The organism is Prochlorococcus sp. MIT 1303 (assembly GCF_001631965.1).
In the GTDB taxonomy this organism is placed as follows: Bacteria; Cyanobacteriota; Cyanobacteriia; order PCC-6307; family Cyanobiaceae; genus Prochlorococcus; species Prochlorococcus marinus_D.
This window is the reverse complement of record NZ_LVHK01000042.1, coordinates 26,525-42,499: the sequence shown is the minus strand read 5'-3', so window position 1 is coordinate 42,499 and position 15,975 is coordinate 26,525. Positions and strand designations below refer to the sequence as shown.

15 protein-coding genes are annotated in these 15,975 nt (G+C 48.8%); 5 read left to right on the top strand and 10 right to left on the bottom strand.

Annotated features, from left to right (window positions below; genetic code table 11):
* Positions 1-38: 38 nt before the first annotated feature.
* The 8 genes from PMIT1303_RS06640 to recJ all read right to left on the bottom strand — a co-directional run bounded on the left by PMIT1303_RS06640 (position 39) and on the right by recJ (position 8,190).
* Positions 39-572: a hypothetical protein gene (locus tag PMIT1303_RS06640; RefSeq protein WP_063398043.1), complete on the bottom strand. Its 534-nt coding sequence runs from the start codon at positions 570-572 to the stop codon at positions 39-41.
* Positions 569-1,177, bottom strand: a complete 609-nt coding sequence (locus tag PMIT1303_RS06635) for a flavin prenyltransferase UbiX (protein WP_011130145.1) — start codon at positions 1,175-1,177, stop codon at positions 569-571. The genes PMIT1303_RS06640 and PMIT1303_RS06635 overlap by 4 nt, the downstream gene beginning before the upstream one ends.
* Before the next feature lie 3 nt (positions 1,178-1,180).
* Positions 1,181-3,571 carry an RNB domain-containing ribonuclease gene (locus PMIT1303_RS06630; RefSeq protein ID WP_063398042.1) on the bottom strand — a complete coding sequence of 797 codons (2,391 nt, stop codon included), beginning with the start codon at positions 3,569-3,571 and terminating at the stop codon, positions 1,181-1,183.
* A 118-nt stretch (positions 3,572-3,689) separates the two neighbouring features.
* Entirely contained in the window at positions 3,690-3,998 is a 309-nt protein-coding gene (locus PMIT1303_RS06625) for a TMEM165/GDT1 family protein (protein WP_036915105.1), read from the bottom strand.
* 8 nt (positions 3,999-4,006) lie between these two features.
* A complete protein-coding gene (locus PMIT1303_RS06620) occupies positions 4,007-4,306 on the bottom strand; it encodes a TMEM165/GDT1 family protein (protein WP_011130142.1) in 300 nt (99 codons plus the stop codon).
* 52 nt (positions 4,307-4,358) lie between these two features.
* On the bottom strand, positions 4,359-4,733 hold the full coding sequence (locus PMIT1303_RS06615) for a YkgJ family cysteine cluster protein (protein WP_063398041.1): 375 nt from the start codon (positions 4,731-4,733) through the stop codon (positions 4,359-4,361).
* Positions 4,734-4,927: 194 nt separating this feature from the next.
* Entirely contained in the window at positions 4,928-6,295 is a 1,368-nt protein-coding gene (locus tag PMIT1303_RS06610) for a chloride channel protein (RefSeq protein ID WP_063398040.1), read from the bottom strand.
* Positions 6,292-8,190 (bottom strand): single-stranded-DNA-specific exonuclease RecJ, encoded by a 1,899-nt coding sequence (recJ, locus tag PMIT1303_RS06605; protein ID WP_063398039.1) that lies wholly within the window; start codon positions 8,188-8,190, stop codon positions 6,292-6,294. The genes PMIT1303_RS06610 and recJ overlap by 4 nt, the downstream gene beginning before the upstream one ends.
* Before the next feature lie 69 nt (positions 8,191-8,259).
* Between recJ and PMIT1303_RS06600 the strand changes: the two genes are divergently transcribed.
* The 3 genes from PMIT1303_RS06600 to PMIT1303_RS06590 are packed head-to-tail and all read left to right on the top strand — an operon-like array spanning position 8,260 to position 10,371.
* Positions 8,260-9,018: an HAD-IA family hydrolase gene (locus PMIT1303_RS06600; RefSeq protein WP_063398038.1), complete on the top strand. Its 759-nt coding sequence runs from the start codon at positions 8,260-8,262 to the stop codon at positions 9,016-9,018.
* Positions 9,015-9,350 (top strand): DUF565 domain-containing protein, encoded by a 336-nt coding sequence (locus tag PMIT1303_RS06595; protein ID WP_011130137.1) that lies wholly within the window; start codon positions 9,015-9,017, stop codon positions 9,348-9,350. The genes PMIT1303_RS06600 and PMIT1303_RS06595 overlap by 4 nt, the downstream gene beginning before the upstream one ends.
* Positions 9,313-10,371: a hypothetical protein gene (locus tag PMIT1303_RS06590; protein WP_063398037.1), complete on the top strand. Its 1,059-nt coding sequence runs from the start codon at positions 9,313-9,315 to the stop codon at positions 10,369-10,371. The genes PMIT1303_RS06595 and PMIT1303_RS06590 overlap by 38 nt, the downstream gene beginning before the upstream one ends.
* Here PMIT1303_RS06590 and rpmF read toward each other — a convergent pair.
* Positions 10,335-10,511 (bottom strand): 50S ribosomal protein L32, encoded by a 177-nt coding sequence (gene rpmF, locus PMIT1303_RS06585; protein ID WP_011130135.1) that lies wholly within the window; start codon positions 10,509-10,511, stop codon positions 10,335-10,337. The two genes, PMIT1303_RS06590 and rpmF, sit on opposite strands and share 37 nt — an antisense overlap.
* Before the next feature lie 86 nt (positions 10,512-10,597).
* Between rpmF and ftsH the strand changes: the two genes are divergently transcribed.
* Both ftsH and PMIT1303_RS06575 read left to right on the top strand, forming a co-directional pair.
* On the top strand, positions 10,598-12,457 hold the full coding sequence (ftsH, locus tag PMIT1303_RS06580; protein ID WP_063398036.1) for an ATP-dependent zinc metalloprotease FtsH: 1,860 nt from the start codon (positions 10,598-10,600) through the stop codon (positions 12,455-12,457).
* Between the two features lie 32 nt (positions 12,458-12,489).
* Entirely contained in the window at positions 12,490-15,342 is a 2,853-nt protein-coding gene (locus tag PMIT1303_RS06575; RefSeq protein WP_063398035.1) for a UPF0182 family protein, read from the top strand.
* 22 nt (positions 15,343-15,364) lie between these two features.
* Here the strand turns inward: PMIT1303_RS06575 and PMIT1303_RS06570 are convergent, their stop codons facing one another.
* Positions 15,365-15,967, bottom strand: coding sequence for a peroxiredoxin (locus tag PMIT1303_RS06570; protein WP_063398034.1), 603 nt, complete (start codon positions 15,965-15,967; stop codon positions 15,365-15,367).
* Between the last annotated feature and the right edge of the window lie 8 nt (positions 15,968-15,975).

Sequence of the window (15,975 nt, the reverse complement as noted above, 5' to 3'; positions counted from 1 at the left end):
CGAACTCAACGATCCGTTGAGTTCGTCGCGCGATTGGTTTACCAGTCCTCACTGAGTGAATCTCCCCAAGAATCATTTTCTGTTGATGAATATCTATTTGGAACGTTGCTCTCGACAGGTTGACGCTGGGGCGATTTCTCAACATGCGTTTGCCGTCTTACTGATGATCTTCGTACGACTCGGAATGGCACAGCCACCGTGGGAGATGGATCTCTTAAATCCCTTTCTGGGTTCTCATCATGCTTTGGTCTTGATTGGGATGGTACATCGTTAGCTGCCTGCCATTTTCGTTGCCAAGTGCTGCGGGTATTGGGCGAAGCCTCTCTTACCCCTTGATGGAAATGATCACCTAATGGGTCTCTGCTTAGTGGTAAGGAGAGACTTGTGGTTAAGGCGAAAATTGCCCCTGCGCTGCTGCCAAGGACCATCCACCCACCTAGTGTCCAGGTTGGAGATCGCCAATTCAATATCCGTAGGTTGACAGGTTGGTTGAGATTGAAACCTGCCACTACAACCACAGCCAGCAGAGGACTCAGGCAAGGCAAAAGTAAGTACTTTTGCAGTCTTGTCATTGTGAAGGACCATTCCAGCGGTTAATGGGGGCGAGCCTTTCATCAAAGAGGTCGAACAATCTCACAACAAGAAAATCAACCATCTCTTCAATTGTGTTTGGTTTTGTGTACCAGGCAGGAATTGGTGGCGCAATTTTGGCTCCTGCTTCTGCAAGTGATGTGAGGTTACGAAGGTGAATGATGCTCCAGGGCATGTCCCTTGGCGCAATCACCAGAGGTCGACCCTCTTTGAGGTGGACGTCTGCACAACGCTCGATTAGATCGATTGATACACCAGCATTGATTCGACCAATTGTGCCCATACTGCAGGGCACGATTGCCATCCCGCGGGTGCGAAAACTACCGCTTGCGATGCAGGCAGATTGATCATTCCAGCGATGGCATGTCAGATTGCCATTTTTTACTTGTAGATGATCGCGCCAGAATTTCTCCTGATCAGAAGGATCCACTGGAACTTCAATTCCTCTTTCGGCTTTCCACACCTGAAGAGCCCCGTGGCTGAAAATCAAATGGACGTCACGGTTGTTTTCAAGCAAGAGCTGCAGCGATCTTTCAGCTAGAGGTTGAGCTGAAGCTCCAGAAACGGCAAGGACATAGGGATCCACAAGCTATGCCTCACTTGAGCTGACTAGTTGTTCATTGTTCTTGGTGATTTTGCCTTTGACCTCACTTTTTGTTGTGGTTGCGTGATTGGTTGGATCAGAATCAACATTCATATTGGCTTCAACAGTGATTGCTGATCCATTAACTTCGAGGTCAATTTGGTTCCTTAAGGCGTCAACTTTGACAACTTTCACGTTTACTTGATCACCAAGTTGATAGATCTTGCGATTCTTCCGACCCACCAATCGGTTTTGACGTGAGCGATATTCGTACCAATCGTCATTTAAAGAGCTGACGTGGACAAGGCCCTCTGCCATAGAAGGTGGAATTTCCACAAAGAACCCATAACTCTGTACTCCGCTTATTACCCCCTGATGCTCTTCCCCAACAAGGGGTTCCACGATACGTGCCTGAACCATGGCGATCAGGTCTTGTCGAAGCTCTTCAGCTTGACGGCGCAGTGTGTTGAGGCGATGCACGAGGCTTTCACTACAGATTTCTTCTAGATTCTTTGCTTGGCTTGTGCTGAATAGTGGCCATTTGATTTGTTGCCAGCATTCACGGGACCCCAGAACCACTTTTTCCTTTTGTCGAACATTTGGACGATTTTTACCGTTACTTAAAAGTGACACTATGATCTCTTGATTAATAAGATCGGTGTAATGGATAGTTGGACAGCACCAAGGTGATTGTAGGTTCGAATCCATTGACTTTGTGTCTTCATGGTCGCATTCAATATTTCCATTCTCTTTCTGACTATCATGAACTCCCAGTCTTAACACAGGTTCTGGCAGTGCATGGCGTAGTTGTTGATCCAGCACTCTTCGACAGGCTGTTGTCGAAAATGCTTTTGCAAGCTCTGTGGCAGCAGGACTACCTTCTTCATCAAGTTCCAAGGTAATATCAAGAGCTAATGCTGATTTAGCAACGTCGTTCAAGGTGTTGTTGTCTGCTTCTGAAGCCTCAATCACCAGGCGAGGGAGTTGCAAATTCTGGGCATGTTGCGCCCAGGCGCGATGAGCAGCTCTAATCATTGGGCTCAAAACTGATTGGGGGTCAGTTTGATCAAGAGGAAGCGCCCATTGATGACGATATGAATCAGGGTCTGCCCAGCGGAGGTCGCCAAGACATTGAAGTTCTGGAACAGCCAGATCCAGCTCTATAGAGCCACTGGCCTGTTCTCCCATTTGCAATGTACGCGCACAAAAGATCAATGTCTCGAGTTGGGCTAAGTGATCCTTGACGGACTTCAGCGCAGCAGGGACTGTTCTTGCCTTTGGTTTCCTGTTGCTAAGAGCTGTGAGGGTCTTCGGTCCGATTTCGGCTACTGGCTTGATTGAGCTAAGGCTGAAATGCCAATCAATCACCTCACCATCTGCCGAGATGTCCAGAGCAACGCTTACTGCATCGTTGATTTCCCCAACTTGAAATGAACAGGCCTTTGAAAGAATTTGGCCCAGCAGGGGATGCCAAACTTCGCCAAGGCAGAGAGCTTCAGCTCGATCTCTTAGCCAGAGATCCAGGTTGTTCCCAATACTCAGACGTTCTGCTACAGCAGGCGCATGAATCCACAGACGTGTGCCACCTGCATGGGGCTCCACATAGACCGCTGGTAGGGGTGGAGCATCAGATACCTGCCAGCTGCGCAGGAGCAACGCTGGTTGTGAGCTCAGATCTTGCCGATGTTTAGCCGTTGGGGTTTTTAGGCTGCTGCGAGGTGGAGCAGGTCGATCTTGAAGGTTGGCTTTGGTAAGAAGAAGATCACGATCACTTGAGGGGCCTCCATTCAAGGGAAGTGAACGCGCTACATGCCCTTCAGCGGGGAACTGGGCAATGGGATAGCGATCAAGCTTCACTTCCACCACGCTTGTCTGCTCCCCATCATTCAGATGGGCTTGATCACCATCTGGCAGTTGGATCGTTGCAAGGATGCGGTCATCAAGAGGTATTGCAAGGATATTTTGATCTTTGCGTTCAACATGACCAAGCAAGCTGGTGGTGGTCCTTTCGAGGATGCATTGCACCCCACCTTCTGGTGATCTGCGACGTCCCCCATCTCTTGTGATGCGGACTAGTACCCGATCTCCGTTCCAGGCATGGTTGAGTTGATGATCGCGAATATAGATATCGTCTCCCCCATCATCTCTTAGGGCAAAACAAAATCCTTTACTGCTGCAGCGCAAACGAGCTTCAATCAGTGACTCGTCATCACTGCGCTTTATTGCACCGGCTTCTTCGTTGTTGACAATGCCGAGTCTCAAGAGACCCTGAAGGGCTATTTCAAGACCGTCGCGATCGGCCTTTGTGGTGAGCTTGAGAATTTTTTCGAGTTTTTTGATCTCCAGTCCCCCAGTGGGGGGTAACTGGTCAAGCAGGTCAGCGACCGTGAACTTCATTGAGATAGGAAGGTAGAAGACCAGTCTTCATGACCGGCGGTGCCATCACCAAAGAGGAATCCGAAGACAGCGCAGAGTCAACATTGGCTGTGAGTTAATTCTAGACATTTAATCGCATTTATTTCTCAGGGGCTGCCTCCTCTGCAGAAGAAAGACTCAGGTTTGAGAACATAAGGCGTAAGCCAATGATCAGAAAGCCTAACGAAGCCAGCAATTGCAAAAGGTTTTCAGGGATTAAAGCAGCCATCGAACCTCCGGCCATGGCCCCCAACAGGCTTGCAAAAACCAAAGCACTTGCAGAACCAAGAAAAACAGCAAAAGGTCGGTTTGTTGTTCCACTGATGGCTACGGTTGCCAGCTGTGTCTTGTCACCGAGCTCAGCAAGGAACACTGTGATGAATGTCGATAACAACAGGGTGAAATCCATATGCTTAATTATTGGCTTGCGATTAGCAGAGACTGAGTGGCTTGTAGTCCAAGCCATAACCCCAAGCCCACCATCAGCACCCCGGCCATTTTTTGCAGGCGTTCTGGTGGCAGGATTCCAGCAAGCCAACGACCCACCAAGACGCCCACCAAACTGGAGGAGATGAGGGCTAGGGCAGCCCCGAGAAACACTACCCATGGTTGGCCTGACTGAGCTGATAGCAATAGGGTTGCCAGCTGGGTTTTATCGCCAAGTTCAGCCAAAAAGACTGTGGTGAATGTCGTTAACAACACTGTTGTGAAACCCATTGCTCCGTTCTCAGGAGCGGGTTTTGGAATTGTGTCATTAGAAGTTGGTGCCTTAACCATCTTTTTGAAATGGGAGGCGCAGGCTACGTTCAAAATTTCGTAGCTCTCGGCTTCTACCGCCATAGACAGATCGAATCTGCTGGCGGCAGCATTGGATTGCAAATGATTCTGATTTGTCCTGCGGCAGATTGAAAAGTGATGCCAGTAAACCAACCCTGCAGAAATCAGGGCGGGAGTTGTAGATGCGACAACGACGTCCACCAGTGTCGTAATGCTTGCACCAGCCGTCGGGGTTGACCATCTCTAAATAAATCTCTTGCTGCCTTTCATTGAGTACTGCAATGGCTTCTCCTCGCTCAGTGGGATCTAGACGGCAGCAGGCTCCGCAATTTTGTATGCATTGCCACTTCTTCCAGGCATGGCTCATCCTTCATGCTGTGACAAGGCATCACAGAGTCGGTGATCAGTCACACTTTATGTGACCGCAATCTCGTATTCTCTACCAGTCAAAAGGGATCATCTCTAAGTCGCTATGGACACTGCCATCCGCATTCTCGAGATCTTTGGGCCACTTGGCGCAGTCGCCCTGGCCGGTCCAGCAATCATATTCTTATGTTTTTATCAAAATCGATTAGGTCTTTGAAGTTCGGCAAGAGCGTGATAGACGGGCTTACGTGCTACCAACCGTCCTATGTAGGCGGCTAGTACTGAACAAAGAACTACACCTGCAACTAGTTGTTGATCGCCAACTAGTCTCCAGGCGAACACAATCGAGACCAGTGGAAGCTGTGTGGCACCAGCCAAACCAGCGGCCATTCCTAGTGCTAGGCCGAGATGAGTGCTTGATCCGACCAATGCACAGAATGTGTAACCGAGGAGGCCTCCGAATGTGAGTGAAGGATCAATAAGGCCTCCAGGTACCCCAGGTGAAAGTGCAATCATTGGAGCTAAGACACGAACCAAGGTGATCCATATAGAAGTTAGTCCTTGTGAAATAGATCCACCTTCAGGGAAATGGTTCGGCATTCCTTCCTGAATCAACAATTGCAGAAGCCCCTCTCCATCACCTGTGCTTGTCCCCCAGCTGGCCAGAGCCAAGGCGCTGAGGGAAATTCCAAGTAATAGACCAGTGCGGATTGGTCGTTGACGCACCCATGGCTCAAGAAATGAAGAGCACCAGACAAGGCCTCGATTAAAGAATCCCCCCACAAGCCCAGCTAAAATTCCAATTGGAATAGCAATTAAGAGCTGCTCGGATTCTGGGGCCATCACATTGATGATGCCAAGACCGAAGATTGGTTCTCCGCCAATGCTGCTAAACCAAGCCGCGGAGATTCCAATCACAAGAGCAGGCCAAATTAGAGTGAGGGAATATTCAGTTGTGAGTTCCTCAATCATGAATATTGGTGCCAGTAGAGGGGTGTTGAAGCCTCCTGCAAGTCCGGCACCGCCACCAATAGCCACAATCTGACGCTCATTTAGTGAAGGGAGCCAACGCTTAAAACGTTTGTGAATAGCTCGTGCAACAGCTGCTCCTACATGCACCACTGGCCCCTCCCGTCCAAGCGGGAAAAGAGCAACCGTTGCAATAGTCCAGAGAAGACCACGTTGAATCGTTCTTGGTGCAGCGAGAGCAGGGGCTAGCTGTGAGTGATCTTCAAGAGCATTCATTGTCTGAGGTATCCCAGAGCCAGCTGCATCTCGCCATGGCCCCCGCTGCAGTAACAAGAGGATTGGCATCACTCCTATCGGCAAAAGTGCCAATATCAGACCAATTGGCCGCCAGGCACTTCCTGTTGTTGCTGGTAACAGCTGAAATAGAGACTTTTGAATTCCATCAATCAGGTTGAGTGGCAGGCATGCAAGGCCGATTAGAAGGCCAATAATCAAAAGACATAGAAGATGTTGGAAGAGCTGAATAATCTCAGATTGTTTTCTTCCGATCACTCCTGGGATTAATTGTTCGAGCCGTCGTAGATCAAAACTCATGGGCGAAGTCCCAGACCTATTAATCCCTCTTCGATCAGGTTACGAATGTAAGGATGCCTAGCTCGACTGTCAGTGCATTTAAGCTTTCCATGGCTTGACAAGATGGCTTTTAGCACCTCACCTTTAGGATTAACTAGTACCATTTCACCTTCTTTGTCGATAAGGCAGCGATAGGTTTTATCTTTTCGATGAAGGTTGATTTCAGGGCAATATGCTCTTAGGGCGACAACCTCCATCTGCAGGCGATCCTCCCCTTGCCAGTGGTTCATGTTGATGCGAAATGCTAAGTCAATCCGTTCAGGAATTTTGGCTTCGCTTATCCATCGCCAAGCAATTGCCCTTCTTTGACAGTCACCTTGGGCCAAAATTAATTGCAGGTGACCACCACGCATTCTGTGCTGGTCAACAACAAGACAATTCCTTGCCCAGAACAGTGGAGTTGGGTGACCAATGCCAAAGGGCTCTAGTTGCTGAAGGCCATTCCATAGATCCAAGTTGATCTCGTGAAGCTTTAAAAGTGTTTCTGGTGAAATAGAGACCCCACTACCAACAGTTGCATGCCAATGGCTAGCCAGCTCATTTAATGCTTCATGCAGTGCTCCTACTTTTTCAGCTCGAATCGTGAAACCACCTGCTGCTGAATGGCCACCAAAGCGATCAAGATGAACTGCACAAGCCTTGAGAGCATCATTCACAGCGAACCCAGATGGTGCACGTACAGAGGCACGTAGACGTCCGTCTCCCTCACCAGCAAGTAATGCAGTTGGGCGAAAGTATCTTTCCATTAGACGAGCTGCCACGATTCCGATCACGCCATGGTGCCAATGATTCTGAGCAAGCATCAAAAATGGTGGAGGGGTTGCACCCTCGGCCTCAACCAGGGCAATAGCTTCTGCCTCAATGGCATTACAGAGATCCTTGCGCTGCCTGTTGAGCTGGTCACATTGACGAGCAAGGGTCATGGCCTCGTCTTCGTTATCGACTGTCAAAAGTTTCACCACGAGCTGCGGATCACCTAGCCGCCCTACGGCATTGATCCTTGGGGCTAGCTGGAAGCCAATGTCTTCGGCTTTAAGGGGACGTTCTTCTATACCAGCCAGTCGTTGGAGAGCTCTCAGGCCTTTACATCGGGTTCGATGCAGATTGTTCAGGCCTTCTCTCAAGAAGGCTCGGTTTGCACCAGTGAGCGGTGCCATATCCGCTACTGTTCCAATGCAGAATAAGTCTCTGGCAGGCCCTACAGCTTCTTTGCAATCCATCGCTTCAGCAAGAGATGAAGCAAGCAGGTATGCCAGACCTACGCCTGCCAGGCATCGGTAGGGTGAGTCTTGAGGTGTTACTGATGGATGAAGTAGTGAGAGGACTTTTAGAGGTGAATCAGGGAGCGTGTGGTGGTCGGTGAGGATCACCTCCATAGAAATATTTTCTGCCTGTTCCAGTGCCTCTTGGGCTGTTACACCGTTGTCGACGGTGACAATCAGTCGAATTCCCTGTTCATGAAGCCTTATCACCATGTCGCGATTGAGCCCGTAGCCTTCACTTTTTCGGTTCGGGATCGCAGCTATTGGTTGAGCGCCAAGACACTTCAACGTCACCATTAGCAAGGCTGTGCTGGTCATCCCATCGGCGTCGTAATCACCACAGATGGCGACCGATTCTGCTGTTTGGCAGGCTCCCTGCAGACGCACAATGGCCTTCGCTAGATCAGGAAAGTGATCGCAAGGATCTGGTGGTTTGGGTGGTTCCAGAATCGTTTTAGCTGTAGAGGAATCCAGCACGCCTCTGCGAACCAGTACGGCCCTTAGAGGCAAAGGAAGAGGAACTTCTGGCAGAGGATCAGAGGTGATGGGCGTCGGCAGCTGCCAGCTCCAGTAGGGATGTTCGGATGATGACAATGGTTACTGGCAACCTTCTGCATTTTTAGCGTTGCTTCAAGCTGTGAGGAAGTTGTATCGCCGCTAGGCATGAACAAGCTTTGTTCAGTGTTCTGGGACGTTGATGGCACTCTTGCTGACACAGAAATGGAAGGCCATCGTGTGGCCTTTAATGCGGCCTTTGCTGAGGCCGAACTTGCTTGGTACTGGGATCAACTCCTATACGCTGAGCTTCTACGAATACCAGGAGGCAGACAACGTATTGAGACCTATGCTGATCGTCTGGGAGAAGAGTTCAATGAGGAGTTTTTGTCTCAGTTGCGTAGGCGTAAACAACACCACTACATCGAAAGAATACGTACTGGACACGTCCCTTGGAGACCCGGTGTGCGGCGTCTTCTCATGGAACTCCAATTGAATGGAGTGGAGCAATGGGTGGTAACAACAAGCGGTCGCGACTCTGTAAATGCCTTACTTGAGGTGAGTTTCCCTTCTGGTGATTCACCGTTCCGGGGATGCATCACCGCTGAGGATGTTTACCTCGGCAAGCCCCATCCAGAGGGTTATCTGCATGCACTTTGCGCTAGTGGTTTCAAAAAGAATGAGGTGATAGTGATCGAAGATTCTGCCGCTGGACTTGCTGCCGCTAGAGCTGCGAATCTGCCATGCCTGCTCACCCCATCCCCGTGGGATCAGGAACTCAAATCACAGTTTCACCAAGCCAATGCGGTGTTCGACCATCTTGGTGACAAAGGGTTGCCCTGCAAAGTGCTCGTAGGCCCTCCTTGTATCCAAGGACAGGTCAAGCTGGAGTACTTACAAAGACTCATCGTTATGGCTCCTTCATGAGCCTACAAAACACACGCTTTGCACGATTCCAGCGTCAGCTGTGGGGGCATTTTGCTCAAGCTTGGCTTGGATCATGGCGGCGACGCAGCATTGCTCTCATCGCTTTGTTGCTTGGTTTTTATCTCGGTAGCAACCTCACTGTCTATTACCTGCAGAAGATTGATATGAGACCGCTTGTTGTCATTGTGATGGTTTTGATCATTGAGCTATTGGTCTTTTTGCGCAGCCGTGTTGAGATTGAGCCTTGGCCGTTGCACTGGTTGGCTTTGGACAACCTGAGGATTGGCGCGGTTTATGCAGTTGTCCTCGAGGCCTTCAAGCTTGGTTCTTGATCACCATCAAAATAAACTTTTAACGCCTTGGTCTGACCCTGCCGACTCCCAGATTCTCTTTCCAATTCAACCTCTTGAACAGTTACTCGTTCAGTTGGGTTGGCCTGATCCACAAGCTTGGCTTATCCATTGGCAAAACCGAGGCGGCATATCGTTAAAAAGGCCTTTCTGGCATCCATCTACCCGCACCGATTGGATTTGGGGGCTTGGTTTGCCTTTACTCACACTTGTGGAAGGTTGTCTTGGCAAAAGCGATCGATCATTGCTTGGTATTACAGGCCTTCCGGGTTGCGGAAAGACGAGCCTTGGCTGTTGGCTCGAAGCCGCTGCTGGAGAACTGGGTTGGCCGATCAAGGTGATTTCATTGGATGATTTTTATTGGCCATTCCCTGAACTCGATCGAAGCATGAGCGGTAATCCCTGGAGAGTGCCTAGAGCGCTTCCAGGCAGCCATGATCTCGATTTGTTGGCCAGTGTGCTGGATACATGGCAGTCAACTGGTCACTTAAAAGCACCGATGTTCGACAAAGCGCTCCGTCATGGTCGAGGTGATCGAGATGGCTGGCACCTTTCTGATCCAAAGGTACTTGTCATAGAAGGATGGATCCTTGGTTGCTTACCTTGCAAATTTGAAGAGGTAGACCAATTTTCGGATCAGCTCGTACCACCGCTGAACAAGCTTGAGCATGATTATCGCTTTGTTGTCCAAGAGGCGTTGAACGGCTATGTACCGATATGGGACCGTTTAGATACTCTTTGGCACCTGAAAGCAATCGACCCAAGCTCTACACGAATTTGGAAAGCCAACCAGGAGAGCTTGATGCAACTAAATCGTGGTGTTTGCCTTGATCAAGAATCGTTTGAGGGTTTTGTGCGCATGATTCTTGCCTCTATTCCCTTAACTTGTCTCGATGGAATAGAGGCTGATGTCGTCGCTACCCTTACGCCTGCACGCCAGTTGATGTGGGTTGGTCAGAGGGGATATCAAGACTCATCATCATCAGACTCTTGCATTGGATAAACAAATCCTTGTGCTCGACCACTTAGAACCGATTTGCCGATTGATAGAGCGCGTTGAGCCGCTGTGGCGGCTTTAGCTTTCCAGATGGCATGACGCTGATTACGTTTGCCTTTGGAGGTTTTTTTCTTCGGTACAGCCATCTCAGGCAGGAAAAGCCAAACGATAATCCTCCCCTTTTGTAAGGCCTTGCGTCAAATAGCTAGGCTCTGGACACCGCAACGTTGCTGTGAGTTCAGGTCCATCGGCACTGCAGGGGTCGCCATCTCTGAAGCGTTCATCTCTGGAAGCAGATCAGTCTCAGCATTCATCTGAAGCTGTATCCTTTGCGCCCTTCAAGCAGAAACCCTCAATCAGCTATAGCCAGCTGCTCAATCAGATCAAAGAGAAAAAGGTTAAGTCGTTGGAGTTGATACCAGCACGGCGTGAAGTCGTGGTGGTTTTCAAGGATGGACACCAGGAGAAGGTGGCGATCTTCGATAATTACCAACAAATCCTACGAGTTGCCGAGGCTGCTGATACCTCTCTGACGGTGAAGGACATTCGTCAGGAACAGGCATTTGCAGGAATGGCCGGCAATCTTGTATTGATCTTGATGGTTGTTGTTGGCTTGACGTTTCTTTTTCGTCGTTCTGCTCAAGTCGCAAACAGAGCAATGGGATTTGGACGCAGTCAACCACGGTTGAAACCGCAAGAGGATCTACCTATTCGCTTTGATGATGTAGCGGGGGTTACAGAAGCAAAAGAGGAGCTGCAAGAGGTGGTTACTTTCTTGCGGCAACCTGAGAGCTTCATCAAGCTTGGCGCCCTTATCCCAAGGGGTGTTCTTCTAGTGGGTGCTCCTGGAACAGGGAAAACCCTCTTGGCCAAAGCAATTGCTGGTGAGGCAGACGTTCCTTTTTTCTCTATGGCCGCCTCTGAATTTGTGGAATTATTTGTTGGCGTGGGCGCTAGTCGTGTAAGGGACCTATTTCGCAAAGCTAAAGAGAAAGCCCCGTGCATCGTGTTTATAGATGAAATTGATGCTGTGGGTCGACAGCGAGGGGCTGGGATCGGTGGTGGAAATGACGAACGAGAACAGACTCTTAATCAGCTTCTGACAGAAATGGATGGGTTTGCAGATAATTCTGGCGTCATTCTTCTGGCAGCTACCAATCGGGCAGATGTGCTTGATGCTGCACTGATGCGGCCTGGACGCTTTGATCGTCGTATTGAAGTTTCCCTTCCTGATCGTCGGGGCCGTAAGGAAATCCTGGCTGTTCATGCTCGAACTCGACCCCTTGCTGAGGAGGTGTGTTTGCAGGATTGGGCACGTCGAACACCTGGTTTCTCAGGGGCTGATCTTGCCAACTTATTGAACGAAGCTGCCATCCTCACAGCAAGGCAGGAGAAAGCATCGATTGGCACTGAACAGCTTGAAGCGGCGCTTGAAAGGATCACGATGGGACTCTCTGCAGCACCTCTACAAGACAGTGCAAAAAAGAGGTTGATTGCCTATCACGAGATTGGACATGCCCTGGTTGCAGCTTTAACCCCTCATGCCGACCGTATTGATAAGGTCACACTTTTGCCCCGTAGCGGAGGCGTTGGCGGATTTACTCGTTTCTGGCCAGATGAGGAAATCCTTGATTCAGGTTTGGTCACAAAGGGATATCTCTTCGCAAGGCTTGTGGTTGCCCTTGGCGGCCGGGCAGCAGAGTTGGTGGTTTTTGGACTGGATGAAATCACCCAGGGTGCAAGTGGCGACTTGCAGAGCGTTGCGCATCTGGCTCGAGAGATGGTGACGCGGTTCGGATTTTCGAGCCTTGGGCCTATCGCTTTGGAGACAGAGGGTTCAGAGGTTTTCCTAGGACGTGATTTGATCCATACACGCCCGAGCTACGCGGAATCGACTGGCAAAGTCATAGACGAGCAGATACGAGCTTTAGCGGTTGAAGCCTTAGAGCAGGCAATTAACTTGCTTTCGCCAAGAAGGGAAGTAATGGATCTGTTGGTTGATGCTCTGATTCAGGAGGAAACTCTCCATACTGATCGGTTTCTGCAATTGGCTGGATTGACTGTTGATCAGTCACAGCCAGTGGGCGTGTAACTAGAACGACTTAGCCTGTGTTGATTGAGTAGATGGGCTTGGCTGGTTTCGCCCGACCCTTGCAATGGTTCAAGAGCCAGTGGCTTTGGCTCTTGCTCTCTATCGCAGCTTTCTGGTTGTTGATGCGGGTTCAAGTCGAATGGTTGTGGTTCGGTCAATTTGATTGGCAAGGGATTCTTCTCCGCCGTTGGCTCTGGCAACTGGGAGGACTTCTACTCGCCCTTCTGGTTGTAGCGACTTGTCAGCTTTGGCAGCGCAACTGGATCAAACTCGAAGGTGCAAGCAACTTTGCAGAGCCAGCCCTTCCCCTGCATGGATGGCGTTATGGCTTGGGGCTACTTGGCTGCTTCGTGGTGGTGGTCGGTGATCTTGTATTACTCACTCGATTGGCGTGGTTAGCTTGTTTTAACCCATTTGCCCTTGGGCATTGGTGGAGTGAACCTTTTGAAGACATTTGGGCGGTGGTAATTCCGCTGTCCTGTGTATTCATCTCAATTTGCGTGATGCTTGGCAATGCCCGAGGGGGAAGGATTGCTCATTTGATGGGTTGTTTTTGCTTCAGTATCTCCATCGCTAGAGGCTGGGGACTATGGTCACTCGCCCTTGCTATCCCTCCTACAGGTATTAAAGAACCACTACTGGGCGCTGATGTGAGTTTTGGGCTCGGCCAATTTCCAGCACTTGCCTTTGCCTTGGTTGTTCTATTGGCCCAACTAGTCTTAACAACGAGTACGACAATATGGATGAAGTTAGCCCAGCCTGAATCTCTTTCGGATTGGGTTTTCAAAGGTTTATCGCCTAGACAGTGTGATGTTATGAGGCCATTAATTGGCATCATACTTTTAACACTTTCAGCACTTTTATGGTTGTCACGTCATGAACTTCTGTGGACGCAGAACGGTACGGTAGCCGGAGCTGGTTGGTTGGATGATCACCTGATACTTCCTCTACGAAGTTTGGCGAGCTTGGCCATTTTGGTTCTCGCATTTCTGGTGATTCCATTTCCATGGATACAACAAAGGCGTCTATGGAGATTAATCGCTTCAATTATTGGCGTAGGCACAATTCTTCTCGAAGTGCTTTTGGCTCCTTTTGTCCAGTGGATGATCGTAAAACCTAGAGAACTGAAACTAGAAACCCCTTACATCATTCGAGCAATTAAAGCCACAAGGAAAGCATTTCAGCTTGACTCGATTACGACTACACTTATTAATCCTCAACCTCAGTTAACTCAACTTGATCTTGAACAAGGTGCAAGCACCCTAAGGAATATACGTCTATGGGACAGCCAGCCTCTCTTAGCAACCAATCGTCAATTACAGCAATTGAGGGTTTACTATCGCTTTTCAAATGCGGCGGTAGATCGTTATCGCTTTGTGCCTGACAAGGCGAACCGGCAACAGGTGATGATCACAGCACGCGAACTTGATCAGGCTGCACTTCCAAAACGTTCACGTACTTGGTTGAATCGTCATTTTGTTTTCACGCATGGATATGGCTTTACTCTCAGTCCAGTCAATACAAGAGCACCCGATGGCCTCCCTGAGTATTTTATCAGTGATCTAGGAACCTCAACACGTCTTGAAGGTAGTTCTGAGCTCGGCATTACTCGTGAAGATGTCAAAGAGGCTGTCCCTATTGGGCGAGCAGCTCTCTATTTTGGAATGCTTCCCTCTCCTTATGCTCTTGCTCCGAGCAAACTAAAAGAACTAGATTATCCAGTAGGCGATAAGAATATCTACAACCACTATTTAGGATCAGGAGGTGTGCCGGTGGGTCATCCCTGGCAACAATTAGCAGCAGCTATGTACCTTTTTGAACCCCGCCTTCTTAATACAGGGTCGCTAACTGTTAATTCCAAACTTCTTATTAGGCGAGAAGTAAGACAAAGAGTGAGTGCAATAGCGCCATTCCTTGAAGTTATTGGTGATCCATATTTGGTCTCTACATCTGTTAATTCTAGAGATCATGATTATGAAGCTAAGCAAAACCAATATTGGATTGTTGAAGCTTATACAAGCTCACGCACATATCCCTACGCAGCAAACCTGCCAGATGGTCGCCCTTTGCGATATTTACGTAACTCAGTCAAAGCTATTGTTGATGCATACAGTGGTCGTGTTCACTTGTATGTGAGCGAACCGCGGGATCCGATAATATTGGGTTGGCAGCGATTGTTTCCAGATCTTTTCAAACCTCTTGAGGAGATGCCTTCAAGCTTACGAGAGCATCTTAAGGTTCCTACAGATTTGTTTAATGTACAGGTACAGCAATTACTTAGATACCACGTTACTGATCCTCGTATATTTTATAGCGGTGATGATGTTTGGCAGGTTCCAAAGGAGCTCTATGGTAAGCGGCAGGTTCCTGTTGATCCATATCACATCACTGCACAATTAGGTAGTCAAGAAAGTTCAGAATTTCTTTTATTACAACCACTAACACCACTTGCTCGCCCCAATCTTTCTGCGTGGCTCGCTGCTCGAAGTGATGGTGATCATTATGGAAAATTAGTGTTACTACGTTTCCCAAGTCAAACGCCAATCTTCGGCCCTGAACAGATTCAGGCCCTTATCAATCAGGACCCGCAGATCAGCCAACAGTTTGGTCTTTGGGATCGTGCTGGGTCTGAAGTAGTGCAAGGGAACCTTCTTGTTGTCCCCCTAGGCAAGGCCCTTCTTTATGTAGAACCTGTTTACCTAAGAGCACGTCAAGGTGGTCTACCAACCCTTACCAGGGTAGTTGTTAGTGATGGCAAAAGGATTGCCATGGCTGAGGATCTCGGCGAAGGCCTAAGGGCCTTGGTTGATGGATCAAGCAAAAAAGCAGTGTATTTAAATAGAAATGATCTGCCACCAATTAAGGCAGCAGATCAATCAGATTAATGATGTATTGATAGATTAATGATTAATTTATTGAGGCGAAGAACTCCTTACTACCAACTGGGTCTGGTTTCATTGTTTTCTCTCCTGGTGTCCAATTAGCTGGGCATACTTCATCTGGATGTGACTGGACATACTGAAAGGCCTGCAGTACACGTAATGTCTCATCTACGTTCCTTCCCACCGGTAGGTTGTTGATTGTTGAATGCATTATTACTCCATCTGGGTCAATGATAAACAAACCACGTAGGGCTACTCCAGCATCATCATCTAAAACGTTATAGGCTGTAGATATCTCTTTCTTGAGATCAGCTATTAATGGATAGTTGATGTCACCGAGCCCTCCCTCCTTACGTGATGTCTGGATCCATGCAAGATGGCTGAATTGACTATCAACTGAAACACCTAATACCTCTGTGTTTCGGCTTGAGAAATCAGTGTACCGATCACTAAATGCTGTAATTTCTGTTGGGCATACAAAAGTGAAATCTAAAGGATAAAAGAATAAAACCACATACTTACCCCTGTACTGGGAAAGGCTTAATTCCTTAAACTCTTGATCAACAACAGCTGTAGCACTGAAGTCTGGGGCCTGCTGACCCACCCTTAGGCATTCGTTGGTCGTCATGATGGAGA